Origin of the sequence: Rhizorhapis sp., assembly GCF_035276005.1 — a bacterium.
GTDB lineage: Bacteria > Pseudomonadota > Alphaproteobacteria > Sphingomonadales > Sphingomonadaceae > Rhizorhapis.
The window spans coordinates 1-20,131 of the sequence record NZ_DATEMB010000024.1; the positions used below are offsets into that span (position 1 = coordinate 1).

Below are 20,131 nucleotides of genomic sequence, written 5' to 3' on the forward strand. Positions count from 1 at the left end.
CGATGGTTTAACGCGCCGCTATCTGCCGCTGCATGTGCAGTTTCCGGGCAAAGCCATGTCCCGCCTGGCGGAAGGAGGGGGGCAGCCAGCGGGCGGCCATCAGCAGGGCCAGCGTGGGAATTCCTTCCGGCATGGCGACATGGCCCATGGGAATATTGATCCGCCCGGCGCCCTTCATGGAATAGCGCGCATAATGGCTGATTTCCTGGTTGATGAGACGCCGCAGCAGCTTTCGTTCATCGGATGGAGCCTCACGCATCAGCGCGCGGGCGGTCTCCACCAGACAGGGCGGAGCGAGCGTGCTGGTGGAATTGCTCACCTTGTTCACCGATTCCCGGCTGAACTCCGCGCTCCTCACCGGCACATAAGTAAGACGGGTAAGCCGCATGACGCGCAGCCACAAATCCTTGTCACCGCCCCTTACGGCCCGGCCCTCCGGGAACAGCCCCGCCTCGATCAGCAAATCCCGGCGGAAGGCGATAGCGCCGGTCCAGAGCGGGCATTCCCGTACCTCCAGCCACGCTTCCAGAAATTGCCGGAAGTTCAACACTCCGCCTTGCTCCAGCCGACGCGCGATGCGCTGGGGCTGGCGGCGGTCCTCGAAGACATGGTCGAACCGGGTGGCGGCCGCGCCTGCATTGGGCGCGTCGGCTATGGCCTTTGACAGCAGCTCCAGATGGTTCGCGCTCCAAAGGTCGTCTGCATCCAGGAAGGCGATCCAGTCTCCCCGCGCTTCCAGAATGCCAAGATTGCGTGCGGCATAGCCTCCGGGGCCGGGCACCGGCCGGTCCAGCAGCCGGACGCGCGGGTCATCGATAGCGGCAGCGGTTTCGCGCCCGCCATCGGTCGAGGAGTCATCGATGATGATGAGCTCCAGCGGCGAGAGCGTCTGCCCCAAGACCGATGCCGCTGATTCCGCAATATGGGGGCCCTTGTTGTAGAGCGGCATTATGACCGAAAATTGCGGTGGCGTCATATCAAGCTTTTTCCTAGTCTCTCACTGCTGCCTGCCCCCGGAAGAGGCGCCAAAATTCAAGCGTGGCTACCATTGAAAGTTCCACCGTCAGCCGCATCACAGCCAGCCTGCGCCGCAATGTCAGCCCCGGAGCCAATGCTGCCCGGCGAAGGCGGCGGCCGGTATCATAGAGAGTAACGGCAATCACCCGGAGCAAACGTCCGGGCCTTCCAGTCCTGTCCCAGCGCCCCCCGCTAAGGCGCCGCCGCTTCTGGACTAGGCTGCCGCGCGAGGCGCGGACTGGATGCAGCACCTGCATTTCCGGCACGTGAATGAGGGGCAGGCCCGCCTCGCGGATGCGAAGCGCCATCTGACGGTCGCCTCCAGATTTCAGCCGCTCATCAAAGCCGCCAAGCTCCTCGAACACGGTCCTGCGGCTTACCCAGTTTGCGGTGGCGCAATTTCCCCGCGCGGCATGGGCCTGGGGGAAGCTGAAAAGCCGCTCATAATCGGTGAAGACCGGCCCCTCGGCCTCGCCTTCCTCGAAAAGGTCGATACGGCCGGCAAGAACGCCCGCGTCAGGATGTTGACCGGCGGCGGTAAGCGCCCGTTCAAGCCAGTCGGGCGCTGGCAGGCAGTCCGCATCCGTAAAGGCGATATAGAGGCCCCGGGCATGCTGAAGCCCGCGATTGCGCGCAGCATAGGAGCCGGGGCGATCCTCTCGAAGGACGATCACGCCGGGAACCGACCGCGCCACATCGGCGGTGTTGTCCGTGGAACCATTGTCCACGACGATGATTTCAAATTTGTCGCGCGCGAAACTTTGTCCCTCCAGAGCATCGAGACAGCGACGGAGGAGGCCTGGGCTATTCCAGACCGGAACAATGACGCTGATAATCGGATCGTGCATAATGAAGCCTGTAACAAACCGGGGGGCGCTTTGTTGCGTTGCGGCAAGGCTTGCGCACCGTTCCGCAGCCGTCAAGCGGCCCACCGGGCAGTCACGGATAAACCGGGCACCTAACTCGCTGAGCCGTTTGGACGGCCCAATTGGCACTTCACCCGTCGCCTTATTCTCTCCATGTACCGCAATAAGCCTACTCACTTCGGACGCTGTGCTTGCGCTGCGGCGCAAAATCCTATTTGATTCCTACCACTTGGATCGCACGGGTCGCAACCGGTGCATTAGGTCCCCGGATAACGATAAAGGGTTAGCAGCATCGGCGTAGGCATATGGCAGACGTAGATTCCTCATGTCCGGTGATGGTCGTGTCGATGGCCAAGGCCACCGAGCGGCGCAAAGCCTTCGCGGCCCGCGCCCAGAAGGCGGGCGTGCCCTGGCGCTTCTTCAATGCCTGCACGGAACTGGCCGAGGGGCTTGTTTATGATGCGGAGGCGGTGGAGCGGAACAAGGGGCGGCAGCTTACCAAGGGCGAGATCGGCTGCTATTCCAGTCATTATTCAATCTGGCGGGAAATGGTCCTGCGCGGCATTCCACAATGTATCGTGCTGGAGGATGATACGATCGTCGACTGGGCGTTCCTTGCCGCTCTGGCGGCGACGGACCTGTCTGCGCTGAACATGCCCTATCTGCGCCTTTACGCCAAGTTGCCGGTCTTCAGCCGGACCATCCAGCGCGATTTCCTGCAGCATTCCCGCAGCGTGGTGGAATATGTGGGCCACGCCTATGGCACGCAGGCCTATGCCATTACCCGAAGCGGCGCCCGCGCCTTGATCGAGGCCTGCTCTACCATTCAGCGCCCCATTGACGATCAGATGGATCGTAGCTGGGAGCACGGAATCCGCAATTTGGCGCTGTTCCCCGCCCCTGTGATCGAGGAGTTCGTTGATTCGGACATCGGCAGCGCGCGCTTTGAAAAAGGGCGAAGCGCGGCATTCTATTCGCCGCGCCAGCGCATTGCCCGCTGGATCGACCGGCAGAAGATGCGGGCAATGAAATTGAGCCTTCTGAGTGGCGGCTGACCCCTATGCGTCCTCGCTGGGCGCGCGCTTCGACAAGGATCTGCGGCGCCAGAGCAAGCATTCGATCGGATGGACAGTGGTCCGCTTCATGTCGGACCAGTTCTTTTCCTTTGTCGTCTTCGTTCTGCTCGCCCGCCTGCTCAGCCGGGCCGATATCGGCGCATTTGCCATCATTGCCATTGTGTCGGAGATCTTCCGAACGATCAGCACAGCCGGGCTCACGCAGATCGTCGCGCGCGAGCCGGTCCTCAACGAAGAATTCAACGATACCGTCTATCGCGGCAATACGGGCTTCAGCCTGATCGCGAGCGCGGTCATCATCGCCCTGGCGCATCCCTTCGCCGATTTCATGGACGCACCGCAGATCGCCACCCCGCTGCAGGTGCTAAGCCTTGTGCTCCCCCTCTCGGCGCTTGGCCAGACGCACATGGCCCTGCGCTTGCGTCAGTTCGGGCACAAGACCACGGCGCTCCGTTCCGTCGCTAGCGGCATATTGGGCGGCGGCGCAGCCATTGCGGCCGCCTTTGCAGGGCTGGGGCTATGGGCGCTGGTGATTCAAAGGCTGGCGACGGAGGTTGTGAGCGTCATCCTGTCCCGTGCCTCCTACCGGTGGAAACCGGGCTGGAAGTTTCGCTGGCCCATCTTCAAGCGCAATCTGGGCCTTAATGGCAGCCTGACGGCAACGCAGCTGGTCTTCATCTTCACGCTGCGCCTGCAGGAGTTGGTGATCGGCAATGTGATCGGCGTAGTCGCGGTCGGCATCTACCGCACCGCGTGGCGCACCGTTGAGCTGATTTCCAATGGCGCCATTCGCCCCTTCACGACCGTGGCGATGCAGACATTGGCGCGGGTCAAGGAAGATCAGGCGGAGCTTGGCCGTGCCTATCAATGGATGATCTCGAAGGCGGCCGTCATCTCCTTTCCTGCCCTTGCGGGCTTCGCGGTGCTGGCGCCCCTCGCGGTGCCCACCGTCTTCGGACCCAAATGGGCCCAGGCAGGAGAGCTCGCGCAAATCTTTGCCTTCATGGTTTTGCCCTTCACCCTCAACCAGTTCGCCTCCCCATCGCTCGGCGCGGTGGGCGCCAGCCGCAGCCTGCTGCTCATCGCCGTGGCGCAATTGGGGCTCACCGCGCTCTTCACCTCTTTCGCCGCACCCTTCGGCCTGTTCGCGGTTGCCTGGGCCTATGTGGCCCGCGCATATCTGACATTGCCGCTGCAGATCATCGCCTTGAAGCGCGCATCGGGCATCGGCCTGGATCACACCTGGGCCGCGATCTGGCAGCCGCTATTGGCGTCCACCGTCATGGCGGGGGCGCTCTATGTCTCGCTGCCCGAAATGGGCGATCTGATCCCCAATCCATGGGTCCGGCTGGTGCTGGTCGTCATGGCAGGAACGCTGGTGTACGGTTTGACGCTGATAGCCATATCTCCCCTCTGGCGCGCATTGTTCGTCAGGACGTTGAAACAGGTGCGCCGATGACCGCGCTGCTGATCGAGGAGCGGATCTCCGCCGATCAGCTTGTGGGGGATTTGCAAGCCAATGTCGGCGACATGTTCGCGAAGGTCATACCTCCAGGGCCCGTGGCGCTGGTCGATTTCCCGGACCATTCCAATGTCGGCGATTCCGCGATCTGGCTGGGCGAGATGGCGTGGCTGGACGATATGGGCCGCACCCCCGTCTATTCGGCCGCGCTCAACAATTTCGCCGTGGGCGAACTGGTGCAGCACGCACCCGATGGGCCGATCCTGATCCATGGCGGAGGCAATTTCGGAACGACCTGGCCCAAGCATGAAGCCTTGCGGCTGCATTTGTTGCGGGAATTTCCTGGACGGACCATCATCCAGATGCCCCAGTCCATTCATTATGAAAATGATGCCTCGACCCGGGAAATGGCCGAAGCTGTCCGCGCGCATGGGGCCTTTACCCTGCTGGTCCGCGACGCCAGATCCCTGGAATTCGCGCAGAGCCATTTCGATTGCGACGTCCGCCTTTGCCCCGATGCGGCGCTTTATCTGGGGCGCTTCCAGCGGGCACTGCCCAAAGCCGACATATTGGCGCTGCTGCGCACCGATCATGAGCGGGTGACCGATACCGCCGTGCCGCCGCCCGGCACCATTGTCACCGATTGGCTGGAGGAAAGCAGCGCCGAGCGGAACCTGATGCGGGCGCGGGTAAAGATCGATTCGCTGCTCGCCAGCAGCAGGCAGGGCAAACGTCTCAGGCGCTACCGCATGCTGGCGCTCTGGCGGCTCCGGCGCGGCCTTGCCATGCTTTCGCAGGGGCGGATGGTCGTCACGGACCGGCTGCACGCTCATATATTGTCGGTGCTGCTCGATATACCGCAGGTCGTTCTGGACAATAATTATGGCAAGGTCAGCAGCTTCGCCGCGGAATGGAGCCGCGGATATGACGGCTTTCACCTCGCCACTTCCCGCGCGGATGCCTTCGCGCTTGCCCAGCAACTTATCGGACGGAGATGATATGCTCACTACCTTGAGGCGCCGGACCAGTCACTGGATCGACCAAATGCGGCTCAGCGACATGGCACGGCGAATCAAGGATGAGCGGCTCACCTATTTGCCGGTACGGAAGCTGGTGCGTATCGAATCCGCGCTCGCCGAAATCCGCCGTCACAATGTGCCTGGCGATATTGTGGAATTTGGAGTGGCGCTCGGGGGCTCGGCCATTTTGCTGGCGCAGGCAGCGGGGCAGGGGAGGCGCTTTTTCGGCCTGGACGTGTTCGCGATGATTCCTCCGCCCTCTTCGGAGAAGGACGACAGCAAGTCGAAGGAACGCTACGAAACCATTGCGGCGGGCAAGGCCACCGGCTTTGGCGATGATCTCTATTATGGTTACCGGGACGATCTCTACGAGCATGTCTCCGCCCAGCTTGCCCGTTTCGGCACGCCTGTCGACGGGAGGCGCATCAATCTGGTGAAGGGGCTGTTCGAAGAGACGCTACCGGCACTGGACATCGAACAGATCGCCTTCGCCCATATCGATTGCGACTGGTATGACCCCGTCCGCTATTGCCTGGAAGAAACGGCCCGGCGGCTCGCGCCCGGCGGCATCATCGTCATTGATGACTATAACGACTACGTGGGGTGCCGGACCGCAGTGGACGAGTTCCTGGCCGGGCATGGCGACTTCCATATGGAGGCCGGGCTGAACCCGATCTTGAGGCGCGCCGTTTGAGGGCGGCCGCCCGGGCGCTGAAGAGCGAATAGCCGCAAAGCAATCCATAGAAGGCAAGGCCCTCCACCTGCCAGAAAGGCATGGTGGCGAAATTCATGATGATGAAGCTGAGATGCGCTGCGAGCAGCATGAGCCGGTCATGGGGCCGAGCGCCGGCCGCGATCAGCAGCATGCTTAACCACAGCAGCAACATGGCGCCCACGCCAAAGGCCCCTAGTTCGTAAAGCGTGCCGACCAGCGTGTTGTGCGGATAGACCTTGAACTTGTCCGTCCAGGATTCCGCCCCGAAACCAAAAAGGTGCTGGGTCGGCGTGCCGTCCATATAGGCGTAAATATACTGGCTCCAGATCAACGGGCGACCGGACATGATCTGCCGCTGGACCTGAGTGAAATCGCGCGGCTGCTTGATGAGGGAGCCAGGATCGGACAGGAATGTCGCAAGGTCGACGAACTTTTCATGATAGGCAACGGCGATGGCCGCGGCGCTCGCCAGCACGATCACGAGCGTGATAGCGGCCACAGCGCGGCGTTGCTCCGGCCTGACATAATCGGTGAACACGCCCCAGGCGGCAACGAAAGCAAGCGGTCCCACAGCGAATATGGCGGTGCGGTATCCAGCAATGAAAATGCCGATCAGCGTCGCGATCATGAAGCCGATGCGCAGCCCAGGGTTCATCCGGTGGGCAAGACAACCCGCCATGAAGGCGGTCGCCATAGCGAGCGAAAAAGCTGCTTCATGATTGAAGCCGCCGATCCAGACGAGGCCGGTCCCTTCTTCCGATCCCTTTGGCATGTTTAGGGCCACTGAGAGCCACTGGAACAGCAGCAGCGGAGCGAAGGCCCAGAGGAGCCAGGGCATGACCTTGCCCTCCTCATCCTGCCTGAGTGCCTCGAACGTGGCGACCATGACGGCCGCGAGATAGGCATATTTGATGGCAACGCCGACCGCACCGGTCGGGTCGCCGTTCAATATGCCGCTAAGAAGGACGAGGGCCATCAGCAGATAGATCGGCAAGAGCGCGGTCAGCAGCAAATGCCGCAAGCGAACCGCGAGCAGGCCCAAGCCGGCAATCGTTATCGAGGCGAAGGCATTGCCTGAAAGTCCCGCCGCCAGCGGCTTGAACATGTACACATGATAGGCGCCGAAAAGATAGCGGGCCCACAAGGCGAACAGAACGAAGCGCGCCTGCCAGCTGCCGATCTTCCGGGCGGCGATGATCGTCGCGACCAGCAGGACGAACGTGACGGGCGCCAATATGTGCAGCCCGAAGGACGGAATGCTCGTCGGTCCGTTCATCCAGCGAGCGCCCCGTCAGGCATAATAGCTTTTGTAGGCGCTGTAATAATAGCCGACATCGCCATAGCCGACACGCGTCTGCTGCACCATGTCCACCAGCGTCAGGCTGGCACCGATGACATTCGCGCCCACCTCATCAAGCTGACGAAGCGCGAGTTCGGCGGCCTTGGCAGGCGTCTTGCGCCAGCGGACCAGCATCACCACGCCGTCCGCCATGGCGGAAACCACGCGGCTGTCGTCCACCGGCAGCACGGGCGGCGTGTCAAGCACCACCAGGTCGAAGCGGACCCGGAGTTCGGCCAGCAGCGCCGCAAAGGCCGGGCTGTCGGAGAGCGAGATATTGCTGCTGTCGTCCGGCCGCTGCGCAAGGACATAAGCCCCCGTTGCCTCGTCGACGAACAGTGCCTCATCCAGTGTACCCTTGCCCGCCAGCAGCTTGGCAAGGCCGATGGAACGGAGCGGGCTGAACTGAAGACTGGATGAGCGGCGGCGGATGTCGCAGTCGACCAGGACCACCTTCACGCCTGCAAGGGCGGCTGAGCGGGCCAGGCAGATCGCCGACGTGGTCTTGCCCTCACCGGGCAGGGAAGAGGTGACGGCAACGACCGCCGACCGCGCCTCGGGAAGGGCGAAATGGATCGATGTGCGCAGCCGCCGGAAAGCCTCGGCAAAAGCGGATTGCGGCTTGTCGACGATGATCTGCGTCGCCGGCATGCCCGCTTCTTCCTTGCTGAGCTCTGGCAGCCGCGCAGTATCGGGGACCGAACCGAGCGATGAAATGCCCAGCATCCGTTCAACGCCGTCGCTCGTCTCGATACCCCGCTCCATGAGCTGGAGAATGGCGACGGCTATGGCCGAAGCGGCCAGGGCCGACACGATGCCCGCCGCGATGAAGATCATGAGGTTGGGCGTAGCCGGGAAGGTCGGCACGCCAGCGCGAGCGATGATGTGGGAGTTGCTCCGCTCCAGACCGCGCTGGGCCCGGGTCTGTTTGTAGCGGTCGAGAAATGCCTGATAGAGGACCCGTGCCGATTCGGCGTTCCGCTCCAGCTCGGCCAGACGCACTCCCGCCCTGTTGTTCTCGGCCAATGTGCCTTCGGTAGCGTTCAGCGAACCTGCGAGGGAGGATGTGCGCTGCCTGGCCGCGCTGGCCTGACTGCTCACATTGGCGACGATGCGCTTCACCTCGCTATTGATCTGATCGTCCAGGTCGCGCAGCTCCTCCTCGGCATTGCGCAGTTCGGGATAGCCAGAGCCATAGCGTTGCCGCAGCGATGCCACCTTTGCGCTCACCTGGGCGCGCTGCGACCGAAGGGCACTGACCACCGGCGAATCGAGTGCCTCGCCCAGTTCTTCGCCGGTGCTGCCGCGGGCGAGCTGGGAACGGGCTTCCGACAGGCGGGCTTCCGCTTCGGCCTGGGCGGCGCGTGCCTGCGCCACCTGGCTATTGAGGCCCGAAAGCTCCTCCTGCGTGATGGTGCTGCCGGCGGACGCATCGAACAGCCCATGGGCGGCGCGATATTGCGCAACCGCCGCCTCGGCCGTTTGCACCTGGGCCCGCAGTTGGTTGAGCTGCGCCTCAAGGAAGGTGGCGGCGCGGTTGGTGGCGCCGGATTTCTCTTCGACCTGGGCCGCGACATAAATTTCCGCCAGCGCGTTCACCACGCGGGCAGCGGTGGCCGGAGAAGTGGACTCGAAATTGATGGTGATCGCGTAGGAAAAGCCTTCCCGTACCGCCTCAAGCCGGGAAAGGAGGATGGTCACCGCAGTTTTCCGCGCCTCGTCGGCGGGAATGGTGAATCCCTTCTCCAGTGCCGGGTTGAACTCCGGGTCGTCGATCAGCTTGAGCTTGTCCACGACGCGTGCGGCGAGTTCCGGGGACTTGAGGACCTGCACTTCAGTATCGACGGCGGCGGAATCGGGCGGCACGTCGGGCACGACCTGCTGCACCTGGAGAACCTGCTCTCTTGAACGTTCCAAAGCCACGCGCGCTGTCGCCACATAGCGGGGTTCGGCCATCAGATAGGCGGCGGCTGTCGCAATCAGCATGATCGCGCTGACGCCCAGGATCACCCAAATCCGGCGGCGGATGATGCCTGCAATGTGGTGCAGGTCGATCAGCGCGCCTTCGTCAACGGCGCTTGGCGATCGGACCGGTCTGTCAATGGGACCTTGAGTGCGTGCGTCCATCATTCTGGCCCTCCCATTCCAATTGAAGCCCATGGGATAAGGCCCTCCTCGATACTCGTCATTTCAACCGGGTTCATGGTCTCAGCCCCACGCGTTATTTTTCCTTCGCATGGCCACTTCGGGCGGCGCGGCGGCTTGTCTCATACGAGTCGCCAACCTGCGCGCGTCCAGTGTACCGCAACAAGCCCGCTTCGCCGGGACGTGCCAAAGCTACGTCCTGTAGGCTCCGCAGCTCCGCCCTCCGGGCGCGCCCCAACGGCCCATCCTCTTAACCAAATAACAACCCCGCTGCCTTAATTAAGGTTCAGCCGGACCACCCGATTCATTAGGCTTTTGCTCCGGTATGCCCAGCTTATGGGCGGGAGATCGACATGAATGCATCTTTCAGCGTGCCGCGCCACCGCGCGGCAACGGATCCGTTCGCCAGCTTCTATCACCGCCGTACGCCCCGCTGGCACTATCACCGTCCGATGCTGTTGGCCTTTGCCGCGGCAACGGTCAGCGGCGGCACGATATTGCTGTCGGCCCTGGCGCTTCTGACCTGACCCTTGGGGCCGGTCGAAGGGAGCAAGGGCCGACGCGCGCATCAGCGGCCTACGCCATGATAGGTGAGGCCAGCCCTTTCGACATCGGCCCGGGGATAGATGTTGCGCAGGTCCACCAGAACCGGTTGGCCCAGCAGCGATTTCGCGCGTGACAGATCGAGCGCACGGAAGGCATCCCATTCCGTGAGGATCGCCAGGCCATCCGCGCCCTCCATCGCCTCATAGGGGCCAGTGCAATAAGTCACGTTCTCCAGTACCAGCTTCGCCTGGTCCATGCCTTCTGGATCGAAGGCGCGGACCTTGGCGCCTGCATCCTGGAGCGTGCGAACGACGGCGATGGCAGGCGAATCGCGCATGTCATCGGTGTTCGGTTTGAAGGTGAGGCCAAGCAGCGCGATCGTCTTGCCGCGGACGTCGCCGCCCATTGCCGCAATCACCTTCCGCCCCATGGCGCGCTTCCGGTTGTCGTTGACCGCAACCACGGCTTCGACAATGCGCTGCGGCGCGTCGAAGTCCTGGCTGGTCTTCAACAGCGCCAGCGTATCCTTGGGGAAGCAGGACCCGCCATAGCCAGGGCCTGCATGGAGGAACTTGGAGCCGATCCGATTATCAAGGCCAATGCCGCGCGCCACGTCCTGGACGTCGGCACCAACCCTTTCGCACAGGTCCGCGATCTCGTTGATGAAAGTGATCTTGGTGGCGAGGAAGGCGTTCGCCGCATATTTGGTGAGCTCGGCGCCCCGGCGGGTCATCACCACCAAAGGCGATTTGTTGAGATACAGGGGCCGGTAGATGGCCCGCATCACTTCGGTAGCGCGTTCATCGCCCGAACCGATGACAATGCGGTCGGGCCGCTTGAAATCGTCGATTGCCGCGCCCTCACGCAGGAATTCGGGGTTGGAAACGACTGCCACATCAGCTGAAGGATTGGCCTCGCGCACGATCCGTTCGACCTCGTCGCCCGTTCCCACAGGGACCGTCGACTTGGTGACGATGACGGTAAAGCCCGTCACAGCGCGCGCAATCTCTTCCGCGGCGGCATGGACATAGCGCAGGTCCGCATGACCATCGCCCCGCCGCGAGGGCGTTCCGACAGCAATGAAAACGGCGTCGGCATCCCTTACCCCTTCGGCAAGATCGGTCGTGAAACGCAACCGTCCGGCGGCGACATTATTCGCCACCAGCGTATCGAGTCCCGGCTCGTAAATCGGCATTCGCCCATCGAGCAAAGCCGCGATTTTTGCTTCATCCTTGTCAACGCACACGACGTCGTGGCCGAAATCGGCGAAGCAGGCACCGGAAACCAGGCCAACATAGCCCGAACCAATCATCGTTAAGCGCATTGGAAGCGACCCCCTGAGAAAACGCCCTTCCAACGCGGTTCGTAGCACCTTGTTCCCGTCCGGGTCTTGGCGGTCATCTGAATAGCCCCTTATTTGCCAGGTTTGAGCGCTGCTCTACCCAATAGGATAGGTATTTTGCAGCCTTTTCCAGCAACAATATGTTCATTGCGGCGTCCAGTTACGAACGGTGAACCGGTCTGTGCCTTCGTTCAGATGCTGCAAGTGCGTAATGCTGGGCCTGGAAACCTGGCCGCAGCCTATCCGGTCCACGGTTCAAGCCCTTCCACGGGCCGCTGATAGATATAGGCCCAGGCAAGCCTTTCATGGTTTTCGTGCCACAAGCGGACAAGTTCGCGCCGATATTCGTGGGGCGGAGGAAATTCGTCGCTGCATTCCTCATAATGGTCGAGCAGAGGAAGAGTATGACCGGGGTTGTGCAGCCGGAAGAGGTCTCCGTTCACCCGGTCTTCGGGATCTTCCGACAATGTCAGTCCCGGATACCAGTCCACACGAAATGCCCGCCCCCTGACCCAGGCTTCGCCCAAAAGATCGGCGGATGCCCTCAGCATCTTCGCCATCGGATGCCCGCTGGTCTGGCGCAGCGAACCATAGACAAACAGCAAATCGCTGGAGCCGCCCGCCACTTCTAAAGCCGCTCCGCGTCTTCGCCGCGCAACAGAAGATCGTCGGTCACGGCCATGGTGAACACCGGCTCATGATTGGGTGGCGCTTCTGCAACAGCGTCAATGAACATGGCGCGCGCTTCCGGGTCGTCATAGACCATTTTCCGCTCGTACGCGGCACGCCAGGTGGCTTCATCCGGCCATTCGGCATAGCCGACAAAGCGGCCATCTGCATTTTGGTGCAACCGCGAGCCATAGGAGCCGTAAATACGCGTGATGGCCCTCGTTCCCCGCCGCCAGGCTTCGCGAAACTGCTCCTCCTTGCCTGGATGCACCCGCCACCAATAGACCGCCACGAACATGGGCCTCTCCTTTTTGTCGTCAGCTTATGTTTGCCCCGGATTTCCGCATCAGGCGCACCTGCAATGTAGGGGTGAACAAGGGGGTGGCGGTTTGCACAAATTGTTGAGGCGTCATGTTGATGAACTGCTTGAACTCGCGATTGCGATGGGACTGGTCAAAATAGCGCAACTCGGCGAGTTGTTCCTCGCTCGGCTTGGCCAAACCCCGCAGCACCGTTGCCATGTCCAGGAAACGGCTGCGTCGAAGCACCAGCTTTGGACTATGCCCAAAGCAGTGAAGGCAATGGCGCTCCAACTGGCGGGGTGACAGTCCCAGCTCAGCCGCGACGTCCTTTACCTGTCTTGTGCTGTCGGTCTGAGCGATGTGTTCGAAGGTGCGCATGTCTTCGTCCACCTGCCAGCTTCCGATGCGGTTCAACTGGTGCACGGTTTCGTCTTCCAATGCCCGGATCACATCAAGCGGATTACTGCGGTCGCAGATCGTTTCCCGCAGGCGCCTGTTCCCTCCGGGCCAGACCTCGTCAATGGGCAACATGAGGTCGGCGAATTCGCTGGCGGGCCGGTCGAACAGCGCCCGCCAGCCGCTCGGCCGGAACGATATTCCGACCAGTTGGAACGGCGCTTTCACCCGTACCGGCAAGCAGCGGCTTGCGGGGCCAAAGAAGTGGATATCTGATGCAATCACCCAATTGCCAATGGGCCTTTGCGTCACCCATTCCCCTTGCTGCACGATGCAGAGAAGAGCCGTGTCGGGTAGGGAAAAATCCGCCAGTTCATAGCCAGGGACATCGGATGCGAAGACGTAATGGCGCGCGATGAAGGGCGTAAGTCCCGCCGACGGCGGATAATTGCGCGACGCGAGCATTGCCGTCGCTCACCTCCTGGCTCCAAGTCCGACGCGTGAAACAAGGTTGGTGTGACGGGGGGCAGGTGCAATAGGAGCAAGTGGCGCGACACGAAATAGGCTGGATCAGCCTATTCCGCGATCATTCGGCCCTGCCGGAATAGTGGAACCTATTCCTCGACCGCCAATGTGGTGACAAAATCCTCTGTACGGCGCTTCATTTCGGAAAGACGCTGGTCCACAGACTGAAAGCCTTGTTCAAGCCGGGCCACGTTTTCGGTCATTTTTGCCGTGTCGGTGCGAATCGCCGCGATGGTTCCGGAAATGCTGTCGGCGGTCCTGGCGGTTTCATCAACCGAGGCCGCGATCATCGTTACTGTATTATTCTGCCTTTCGATCGATTCGCGGATATTCTGCGCAGACTGTTCCACTGCCTGAATGGTCCGGCAAATGATGTCATTGGCGTTCACTGCCTGATGCGTCGCGGACTGAATGGCCATGATCTTGCTGGCAATGTCATCAGTGGCGCGTGCTGTCTGTGCGGCGAGCGACTTCACCTCTTGTGCGACGACCGCAAAACCCCGGCCGGCATCGCCCGCGCGGGCGGCTTCGATCGTGGCGTTAAGGGCAAGAAGATTGGTTTGGCCGGCAATGTCACGGATAAAGCCCAATATGGATTCGATTGATTGGACCTCGCCGGACAGATGGCGGCTGTTATGCACTGCTTCTGCAGACTGGATGGCTGCCTCAGTGAAAATGCTGTTGGTCTTGCCGACTTCCCGTTCAACCTCGGCGATCGCTTGGGCGAGACCTGCGGCAGTGCGGGCCGCGTCCAGCATTGACATTGAAGATTGTTGTGCCGCCATGGCAACCTCGGATGCACGGGAAAGCGTCATCCGCGCCGCGTCGCTCGCGGCTGCGGTTTCATGGCGCAAACGCTCCGAATCCTGCAAAGCGACGTCCAATTGGCTCGCCACGTCGCGACGGAAGCCTTCGCCCGCCTTGCCCCGCTCCTCAGCGGCCTGTTGTCTTTCCAGTTGCGTGATTTCCGCAACCAGGATTTCCAGTTCGCAGTAAGTCGCGCGATGCAGAACGGGAAAGAAAAGCGCCAATTTTTCAACATCGTTCTGGAACCTCGCTCGAAGCTTGATCCCGGTTGCCGCCGCCAAATCAGCAAAAGCGCGGGCGATGAGCGGGCTGGCTATGCCGAAACGGAAAAAATAGCGTGCCGGCCTCGATACCGCCATTACCCAGTCGCTGTTGAGGGGCCTGGTATATTTTGTTCTGGTGCTTTCCAGCGCTTTCTCGAGCCAGGCCTTGCGATATTCTGCCGGAATATTCATGCGATCGGGCAGTTCGAATTCCTGCTTCCAGACCTCTTCCGCCGTTTCCATGATGATATCGGAACATTCGGACCAAAGAAGACGAAGGCCGCGCTCCAGGTCGCCGTCAGCATTGTACAGCCGGACGCGCATTTCCAGCGCTTCGGTTGAAAGCCTCGCCAGGTTCTGCTTTCTTCCTGCAAAGGAAGCGCCGGGTGCATTCATTCCATCTCCTCCTTGTCAGCGGGATAAGGGAAGATGGTAAATATTTCTTAAAGTGCAGATGAAGACAGGCCTCAACAAATAAAGCCGGACCAACAGGCCCGGCTTTATTCCGTTACGATCCGCCTGGAATGCGGCTTCAGTCCTGCTTCGGTTGAAGATTTACCGCTGCATACTTACCGCGGCGATCGACTTCCAGTTCGAAATCAAGCCTGTCGCCTTCATTGAGCGCGCTCATTCCAGCACGTTCCACAGCGCTGATGTGTACGAAGGCATCCGGCTGGCCATCGTCACGCTGAATGAAGCCGAAGCCCTTCATGGCATTGAAGAATTTTACGGTACCGCTCGCCTTCTCGCCGGTCAGCTGGCGCTGCGGGCTGCGATCGCCACCGGCACCGCCGCCGAAGCCGCCGCGTTCCCGCGGAGCGGGCGCCGCGCGTTCCGTCACCGGCAGGGGTTCGCCCTCAATCTTGAGATCAGTGGCGGATACCTTGCCGCCGCGATCGACCAGCGTGAATTCCAGCGGCTGTCCTTCCGCCAGGCCGGTAAGCCCAGCCTGCTCGACTGCGCTGATGTGCACGAACACATCTTCGCCGCCATCGTCCCGGACGATGAAACCGAAACCCTTCTGGCCATTGAAGAATTTTACGACGCCCTTGCCCTCGCCCACTACCTGGGCCGGCATTCCGCGTCCACCACCGCCGCCGCCGCGTGGGCCGCCGAAGCCGCCACCGCCGCCGAAACCGCCGCGATCTCCTCCGAATCCGCCGCGGTCACCAAAACCGCCGCCAAAACCCCGATCATTTCCGAACCCGCCGCCGTAGCGGCCGCCGCCATGATCCGAATAACCGCCGTAACTTTCGTCGCCGAAACCGTCTCGCTTGTCCTTGCCGCGCCCGCCGCGGCGACCTCTGTCAAAACTCATGCCCTGTTAATCACTTTCGCTTCGTCCAAACCGAATGAGGATATGCTGACGGACGAAAGTCACACCATACCCGCCGCAAAAGCAAGCGGCATAGGATTCGGTATAGCGGATTTTTACCAGCCGCGCGAACTATTTTACTTCAGCGTGGCAGCAATATCACAGAATTGGTCCTTCGGAGACGCGGTGGCTTCAATTTTCGCCTGCCGCGACAGACCCGAATATTGCTTCAGGATGAGCTCCTCGGCGTTCGCGGCATCGAAATTTTTCGGTAATTTGGAACTTGCAGCCTTTCCGGGCTTTGGGCAAAGCAATTCCATGACCGAAATATTCGCCATCTTCGCCGACCCGGCTGTCTGGGCCGCCCTGACCGCCCTTGTGGTGATGGAAGTCGTGCTTGGCATCGACAACCTCATCTTCATTTCGATCCTGTCGAACAAGCTGCCGGTGCATCAGCAGAGCAAGGCGCGGCGGCTGGGTATCGGTCTTGCGCTTGTGCTGAGGCTTGGTCTCTTGTCGGGTATCGCCTGGCTGGTGGGGCTGACCGCTCCGTTGTTCGACCTGGGTCTTAGCGGTCCGATCGACAAATTTACTGGCCATCCGGTTTATGAAACAACTTTCTCGGCCCGCGACCTGATCCTGATCGCCGGCGGCTTGTTCCTTGTCTGGAAAGCGACGAAGGAAATCCATCACAATGTCGATGTCGAGGCTTCGGGCAACCTGCTCGACAAGAAAGGTCACGCCGCGATCAGCTTTGGTTCCGTGATTTTCCAGATCCTGTTGCTCGACATGGTATTTTCCATCGACTCCATTCTCACAGCCGTGGGCATGACCGATCACCTTCCCGTCATGGTGATTGCCGTGATCGTAGCGGTGGGGGTGATGCTGCTCGCCGCCGACCCGCTGGCGCGCTTCATCGACCGCAATCCCACGGTGGTGATGCTGGCGCTGGGCTTCCTACTGATGATCGGCGCGGTTCTGATTGCGGATGGCTTTGGCGTACATGTGCCGAAGGGTTATATTTATGCTGCCATGGCCTTCTCGGCCTTTGTCGAGATATTGAACATATTGGGCCGGCGCGCGCGTGCGAAGAAGGGGGCTGAGCACGTCAGCGAAACGGTTCATTGAGTTGTGCCGTGTGCACGCTTAAAGAGAGCGCATGACAGTATATTTTCATGAAGAGGACCTGCCCGAAGGCGTCCTTGCAGACGGGCCGGTCGCGGTGGATACCGAAACCATGGGCCTCCTCACCCCGCGGGACCGGCTCTGCGTCGTGCAGATCAGCGACGGCCACGGCGACGAGCATCTTGTGCGCTTTTCGCCCGGCAGCAGCTATGCCGCGCCCAATCTCAAAAAGGTGCTGGCGGATCCGGGGCGGTTGAAGCTCTATCATTTCGCGCGCTTCGACATCGCTGCGATACAGCATTATCTGGGCGTGCTCGCGGCTCCCGTCTATTGCACCAAGACGGCGTCCAGGCTGATCCGCACGTACACGGACCGTCATGGCCTCAAGGAACTGGTGCGTGAACTTCTGGGGCAGGAAATCTCAAAGCAGCAGCAAAGCTCCGACTGGGGCGCTCCTGAACTGAGCGACGCACAGAAGGATTATGCCGCATCGGACGTGCGCTATCTGCACCTGCTGCGGGCCGAACTGGACAAGCGGCTGGCAAGGGAGGGGCGGGCGGAACTGGCGCAGGCCTGTTTCGATTTCCTTCCGCACCGGGCGATGCTGGACCTTGCGGGCTGGCCCGACGTCGACATATTCGCGCATATCTAGGAAAGCCGATGTCGCTTCAGGCGGAAAGAGAGCGTGGCAAGCGCCATGTCTGGGCGGCCCCCGGCAGCAGTCATGATCGGCTGGTCCGGCCGCTTAAGCGCTTCTTGCCCGTCGCCATCGGCGTTCTGACGGCCTTTCTCGCCACTGCGCCGTTCACGCATCAGAGTGAAGTCAGCTTCGTGCTGGACAAGAACAAGGTGGAGGTCGCGCGCGAACGCATGCGCGTGACCGAGGCACTTTATCGCGGCGAAGACAGCAAGGGGCAGCCTTTCTCCTTGCGGGCGGGTTCGGCCGTTCAGAAAAGCTCGCGTGAACCCGTTGTCCGGCTGCAGGACCTCTCCGCCCGCATCCTGCTGAACGACGGGCCTGCGGTGCTTACTGCGGAGCGGGGCCTCTATAATATGAACGATGAGGATGTGATGGTGCAGGGGCCGGTGCAGTTCCAGTCGGCTGGCGGCTACCGCCTCACCACGCGCGACGTTGGCATCGACCTGAAGGCCCGGCGGATGGAAAGCCAGGGCAGGGTGGATGGCCGCATGCCGGTCGGCACATTCAGTGCGAACCAGTTGAAGGCGGATCTGCGCGACCGCACCGTGACGCTTCAGGGCAACGCCCGCTTGCGTATCGATCAAAATGCCATCAAGGGGCGTCAGTGATGAAGACAGCAGCCGGATTCGCGCTTGGCGCCGCCATTGGAACAGCCTTTTTCTTAAGCGGCATAGCGCCTGCCCAGGTGCTCAAGGGCCATGACAGCAGCGCTCCGGTCAATTTTTCCGCCGACCGCATAGAAGTGCAGGATCGCGCCGATCGCGTGGTGGTTTCGGGCAATGTGCAGGTCACGCAAGCCGGTTTGACGCTCAACGCTGCCCGGATGACGGTGGCATACCGCAATGCGGGCGGTATTGAGATCGACCGGATCGATGCCAACGGCAATGTCGTGGTTACCAAGGGCAATGAAACGGCGCGCGGAAATGCGGCGATCTATGACCTCAACCGCCGCCTGATCACGATGATCGGCAATGTGCAGTTGACGCAGGGCGCCAACCGGCTGAGCGGTGGCCGGCTGGTCATCGATCTCAATAGCGGCCGCTCCACCGTCGACGGCAGGTCTGCGTCCGCGCCGGGAACAAGCGGCGCTGCAGGGGGCCGGGTTTCTGGGACCTTCACCGTTCCCAAGCGGGACGGGCAGTAGGACAGTTCTTCAGCCGACAATTTACGCCGACTTGTCCGTTCGTGTCGAGCGCAGTCGAGACACGTTCGTCCTGGGCCAATGTCCCTCGACTACGCTCGGGACAAACGGATCTATGTGGGGAGGACAGGCTCCAGGCGAGCGGCAGTGTTTATCTGCCTCGAAAAACTCAAGCAAGGACGCTGGCGAACAGCCCTTCGAACAGCCTCCGGCCGTCCGTGCGGCCATGGGCGCTTTCGATCACGCGCTCGGGGTGCGGCATCATGCCGAGCACATTGCCTGCGCCGTTCAGGATGCCCGCAATGTTCCGCGCTGAGCCGTTCACTGGCTCGGCGTAGCGGAAAGCGACGCGGCCCTCCCCCTCCAGCCGGTCAAGCGTGGAGTCATCGGCGAAATAATTTCCGTCATGATGAGCGACGGGGAATGTGACATTATCGCCTGCCTCATAACGGCTGGTGAAGGCGCTCTGGCTGTTATCCACCGTCAGGGCCACGTCGCGGCAGACGAACTTGATGCCGCCATTGCGCATTAGTGCGCCCGGAAGCAAGCCCGCCTCGGTCAACACCTGAAAGCCGTTGCAGATGCCGATCACGGTGACGCCGCGCTCGGCGGCTTTCACCACCGACCGCATGATGGGCGAGCGGGCGGCCATGGCGCCAGAACGGAGATAGTCGCCATAGGAAAAGCCGCCGGGAACGCCGATGATGTCGAGCCCGTCCGGCAATTCGCTGTCGCCGTGCCAGACCATCTGCGCCTGCCGCCCCGAAATCTGGCTGAAGGCCACCGCCAGGTCGCGGTCGCAGTTGGAACCGGGAAAGACGATGACCGCGCTTTTCATCAGGAAACCTTCTCGATGCGGTAATTTTCGATGACGGTGTTGGCGAGCAGCTTCTTGCACATGGCGTCGATGTCGTCATCGCTGGTGCCATCGGCAAGGTCGAGTTCGATGAGCTTGCCCGCGCGCACATCGTTCACGCCGGAAAAGCCAAGTCCCTCCAGCGCATGATGGATCGCCTTGCCCTGCGGATCAAGCACGCCGCCCTTCAAGGTGACAAAGATGCGGGTCTTCATGGTGGACGATTCCCTCAGATTGCGGTTCGCGGCCTCCCTATGCCGCGCCGTCGCGCGGGGCAAGGTTTATCCTTTCTTAAAGGACTGATTGTAGCCTTTGGCGTCATCTGTTCAGGTGGAATGAAGGGAACTGGAGTGTCGGGACTGGCGCTGGCGATGTTTATCGCGCTCTTTACCTTCGGCACGGATATTGTGGGATATCGCGATCCCGACGGAAAGGTGCAATTGGCGCTGTTTGCGACCTTTGTGTTCGGGCTGCTGGTTGGATATCGGACGCGAGGCTAGGCTCT

The 20,131-nt window shown here is 61.4% G+C and carries 21 protein-coding genes and 1 pseudogene; 10 read left to right on the forward strand and 12 right to left on the reverse strand.

Annotated elements, in window-relative coordinates; translation table 11 throughout:
• Nucleotides 1-7: 7 nt before the first annotated feature.
• Nucleotides 8-976: a glycosyltransferase family A protein gene (locus VJS46_RS06010; protein WP_324058576.1), complete on the reverse strand. Its 969-nt coding sequence runs from the start codon at nt 974-976 to the stop codon at nt 8-10.
• Between the two features lie 13 nt (nt 977-989).
• Complete coding sequence (locus VJS46_RS06015) at nt 990-1,865, reverse strand: glycosyltransferase family A protein (protein WP_324058578.1); 876 nt, start codon at nt 1,863-1,865, stop codon at nt 990-992.
• A gap of 323 nt (nt 1,866-2,188) precedes the next feature.
• Here VJS46_RS06015 and VJS46_RS06020 point away from each other — a divergent pair, with 323 nt between their 5' ends.
• Genes VJS46_RS06020 through VJS46_RS06035 form a run of 4 tightly spaced genes read left to right on the forward strand, consistent with a single transcriptional unit; the run spans nt 2,189 to nt 6,134 of the window.
• Nucleotides 2,189-2,938, forward strand: a complete 750-nt coding sequence (locus VJS46_RS06020) for a glycosyltransferase family 25 protein (protein ID WP_324058579.1) — start codon at nt 2,189-2,191, stop codon at nt 2,936-2,938.
• Entirely contained in the window at nt 2,928-4,418 is a 1,491-nt protein-coding gene (locus VJS46_RS06025; RefSeq protein WP_324058581.1) for a lipopolysaccharide biosynthesis protein, read from the forward strand. Before VJS46_RS06020 ends, VJS46_RS06025 begins: the two co-directional genes overlap by 11 nt.
• Entirely contained in the window at nt 4,415-5,419 is a 1,005-nt protein-coding gene (locus tag VJS46_RS06030) for a polysaccharide pyruvyl transferase family protein (RefSeq protein ID WP_324058583.1), read from the forward strand. The genes VJS46_RS06025 and VJS46_RS06030 overlap by 4 nt, the downstream gene beginning before the upstream one ends.
• A gap of 1 nt (nt 5,420) precedes the next feature.
• On the forward strand, nt 5,421-6,134 hold the full coding sequence (locus VJS46_RS06035; RefSeq protein WP_324058585.1) for a TylF/MycF/NovP-related O-methyltransferase: 714 nt from the start codon (nt 5,421-5,423) through the stop codon (nt 6,132-6,134).
• Here the strand turns inward: VJS46_RS06035 and VJS46_RS06040 are convergent.
• Both VJS46_RS06040 and VJS46_RS06045 read right to left on the reverse strand, forming a co-directional pair.
• The gene (locus tag VJS46_RS06040) at nt 6,016-7,431 is read right to left on the reverse strand and encodes a hypothetical protein (RefSeq protein WP_324058587.1); all 1,416 of its coding nucleotides are present in this window, start codon (nt 7,429-7,431) and stop codon (nt 6,016-6,018) included. The two genes, VJS46_RS06035 and VJS46_RS06040, sit on opposite strands and share 119 nt — an antisense overlap.
• 15 nt (nt 7,432-7,446) lie before the next feature.
• Nucleotides 7,447-9,624, reverse strand: coding sequence for a GumC family protein (locus VJS46_RS06045; RefSeq protein WP_324058589.1), 2,178 nt, complete (start codon nt 9,622-9,624; stop codon nt 7,447-7,449).
• Between the two features lie 368 nt (nt 9,625-9,992).
• On the opposite strand from VJS46_RS06045, the gene VJS46_RS06050 reads away from it, so the two are divergent.
• Complete coding sequence (locus tag VJS46_RS06050; RefSeq protein ID WP_324058590.1) at nt 9,993-10,166, forward strand: hypothetical protein; 174 nt, start codon at nt 9,993-9,995, stop codon at nt 10,164-10,166.
• Between the two features lie 41 nt (nt 10,167-10,207).
• Here the strand turns inward: VJS46_RS06050 and VJS46_RS06055 are convergent, their stop codons facing one another.
• The 6 genes and pseudogenes from VJS46_RS06055 to VJS46_RS06080 all read right to left on the reverse strand — a co-directional run bounded on the left by VJS46_RS06055 (nt 10,208) and on the right by VJS46_RS06080 (nt 15,807).
• Nucleotides 10,208-11,509: a UDP-glucose/GDP-mannose dehydrogenase family protein gene (locus VJS46_RS06055; RefSeq protein WP_324058592.1), complete on the reverse strand. Its 1,302-nt coding sequence runs from the start codon at nt 11,507-11,509 to the stop codon at nt 10,208-10,210.
• A gap of 257 nt (nt 11,510-11,766) precedes the next feature.
• Complete coding sequence (locus VJS46_RS06060; protein ID WP_324058594.1) at nt 11,767-12,153, reverse strand: gamma-glutamylcyclotransferase family protein; 387 nt, start codon at nt 12,151-12,153, stop codon at nt 11,767-11,769.
• A 2-nt stretch (nt 12,154-12,155) separates the two neighbouring features.
• Nucleotides 12,156-12,494, reverse strand: coding sequence for an antibiotic biosynthesis monooxygenase family protein (locus VJS46_RS06065; protein WP_324058597.1), 339 nt, complete (start codon nt 12,492-12,494; stop codon nt 12,156-12,158).
• Nucleotides 12,495-12,513: 19 nt separating this feature from the next.
• The gene (locus tag VJS46_RS06070; protein WP_324058599.1) at nt 12,514-13,359 is read right to left on the reverse strand and encodes an AraC family transcriptional regulator; all 846 of its coding nucleotides are present in this window, start codon (nt 13,357-13,359) and stop codon (nt 12,514-12,516) included.
• 149 nt (nt 13,360-13,508) lie between these two features.
• Nucleotides 13,509-14,015, reverse strand: a pseudogene (locus tag VJS46_RS14235) (methyl-accepting chemotaxis protein); the annotation flags it as partial.
• A 1,006-nt stretch (nt 14,016-15,021) separates the two neighbouring features.
• Nucleotides 15,022-15,807 carry a cold-shock protein gene (locus VJS46_RS06080; RefSeq protein ID WP_324058603.1) on the reverse strand — a complete coding sequence of 262 codons (786 nt, stop codon included), beginning with the start codon at nt 15,805-15,807 and terminating at the stop codon, nt 15,022-15,024.
• 315 nt (nt 15,808-16,122) lie between these two features.
• On the opposite strand from VJS46_RS06080, the gene VJS46_RS06085 reads away from it, so the two are divergent.
• From VJS46_RS06085 to VJS46_RS06100, 4 genes are read left to right on the forward strand one after another with little or no spacing between them, the layout of a single operon-like run.
• Nucleotides 16,123-16,932, forward strand: a complete 810-nt coding sequence (locus VJS46_RS06085; protein WP_324058605.1) for a TerC family protein — start codon at nt 16,123-16,125, stop codon at nt 16,930-16,932.
• 31 nt (nt 16,933-16,963) lie between these two features.
• Nucleotides 16,964-17,581 carry a ribonuclease D gene (locus VJS46_RS06090; RefSeq protein WP_324058607.1) on the forward strand — a complete coding sequence of 206 codons (618 nt, stop codon included), beginning with the start codon at nt 16,964-16,966 and terminating at the stop codon, nt 17,579-17,581.
• Nucleotides 17,582-17,589: 8 nt separating this feature from the next.
• Nucleotides 17,590-18,237: an LPS export ABC transporter periplasmic protein LptC gene (gene lptC / locus VJS46_RS06095; RefSeq protein ID WP_324058609.1), complete on the forward strand. Its 648-nt coding sequence runs from the start codon at nt 17,590-17,592 to the stop codon at nt 18,235-18,237.
• Nucleotides 18,237-18,773 carry an LptA/OstA family protein gene (locus tag VJS46_RS06100; protein WP_324058611.1) on the forward strand — a complete coding sequence of 179 codons (537 nt, stop codon included), beginning with the start codon at nt 18,237-18,239 and terminating at the stop codon, nt 18,771-18,773. The genes lptC and VJS46_RS06100 overlap by 1 nt, the downstream gene beginning before the upstream one ends.
• Before the next feature lie 166 nt (nt 18,774-18,939).
• On the opposite strand, the gene purQ is transcribed toward VJS46_RS06100, so the two are convergent.
• Both purQ and purS read right to left on the reverse strand, forming a co-directional pair.
• A complete protein-coding gene (gene purQ, locus VJS46_RS06105) occupies nt 18,940-19,608 on the reverse strand; it encodes a phosphoribosylformylglycinamidine synthase subunit PurQ (RefSeq protein ID WP_324058613.1) in 669 nt (222 codons plus the stop codon).
• Complete coding sequence (gene purS, locus VJS46_RS06110; RefSeq protein WP_324058615.1) at nt 19,608-19,841, reverse strand: phosphoribosylformylglycinamidine synthase subunit PurS; 234 nt, start codon at nt 19,839-19,841, stop codon at nt 19,608-19,610. Before purS ends, purQ begins: the two co-directional genes overlap by 1 nt.
• Nucleotides 19,842-19,961: 120 nt before the next feature.
• On the opposite strand from purS, the gene VJS46_RS06115 reads away from it, so the two are divergent.
• Entirely contained in the window at nt 19,962-20,126 is a 165-nt protein-coding gene (locus VJS46_RS06115) for a hypothetical protein (RefSeq protein ID WP_324058739.1), read from the forward strand.
• The last annotated feature ends 5 nt before the right edge of the window (nt 20,127-20,131 follow it).

Coding starts and splice junctions, on each gene's coding strand:
- VJS46_RS06015 (WP_324058578.1), bottom strand. CDS start 1,865: ATGCACGATCCGATTATCAGCGTCATTGTTCCGGTCTGGAATAGCCCA.
- VJS46_RS06035 (WP_324058585.1), top strand. CDS start 5,421: ATGCTCACTACCTTGAGGCGCCGGACCAGTCACTGGATCGACCAAATG.
- VJS46_RS06010 (WP_324058576.1), bottom strand. CDS start 976: ATGACGCCACCGCAATTTTCGGTCATAATGCCGCTCTACAACAAGGGC.
- lptC (WP_324058609.1), top strand. CDS start 17,590: ATGTCGCTTCAGGCGGAAAGAGAGCGTGGCAAGCGCCATGTCTGGGCG.
- VJS46_RS06055 (WP_324058592.1), bottom strand. CDS start 11,509: ATGCGCTTAACGATGATTGGTTCGGGCTATGTTGGCCTGGTTTCCGGT.
- VJS46_RS06030 (WP_324058583.1), top strand. CDS start 4,415: ATGACCGCGCTGCTGATCGAGGAGCGGATCTCCGCCGATCAGCTTGTG.
- VJS46_RS06100 (WP_324058611.1), top strand. CDS start 18,237: ATGAAGACAGCAGCCGGATTCGCGCTTGGCGCCGCCATTGGAACAGCC.
- VJS46_RS06020 (WP_324058579.1), top strand. CDS start 2,189: ATGGCAGACGTAGATTCCTCATGTCCGGTGATGGTCGTGTCGATGGCC.
- VJS46_RS06070 (WP_324058599.1), bottom strand. CDS start 13,359: ATGCTCGCGTCGCGCAATTATCCGCCGTCGGCGGGACTTACGCCCTTC.
- VJS46_RS06065 (WP_324058597.1), bottom strand. CDS start 12,494: ATGTTCGTGGCGGTCTATTGGTGGCGGGTGCATCCAGGCAAGGAGGAG.
- VJS46_RS06080 (WP_324058603.1), bottom strand. CDS start 15,807: ATGAGTTTTGACAGAGGTCGCCGCGGCGGGCGCGGCAAGGACAAGCGA.
- VJS46_RS06050 (WP_324058590.1), top strand. CDS start 9,993: ATGAATGCATCTTTCAGCGTGCCGCGCCACCGCGCGGCAACGGATCCG.
- VJS46_RS06045 (WP_324058589.1), bottom strand. CDS start 9,624: ATGATGGACGCACGCACTCAAGGTCCCATTGACAGACCGGTCCGATCG.
- purS (WP_324058615.1), bottom strand. CDS start 19,841: ATGAAGACCCGCATCTTTGTCACCTTGAAGGGCGGCGTGCTTGATCCG.
- purQ (WP_324058613.1), bottom strand. CDS start 19,608: ATGAAAAGCGCGGTCATCGTCTTTCCCGGTTCCAACTGCGACCGCGAC.
- VJS46_RS06090 (WP_324058607.1), top strand. CDS start 16,964: ATGACAGTATATTTTCATGAAGAGGACCTGCCCGAAGGCGTCCTTGCA.
- VJS46_RS06040 (WP_324058587.1), bottom strand. CDS start 7,431: ATGAACGGACCGACGAGCATTCCGTCCTTCGGGCTGCACATATTGGCG.
- VJS46_RS06085 (WP_324058605.1), top strand. CDS start 16,123: ATGACCGAAATATTCGCCATCTTCGCCGACCCGGCTGTCTGGGCCGCC.
- VJS46_RS06115 (WP_324058739.1), top strand. CDS start 19,962: ATGAAGGGAACTGGAGTGTCGGGACTGGCGCTGGCGATGTTTATCGCG.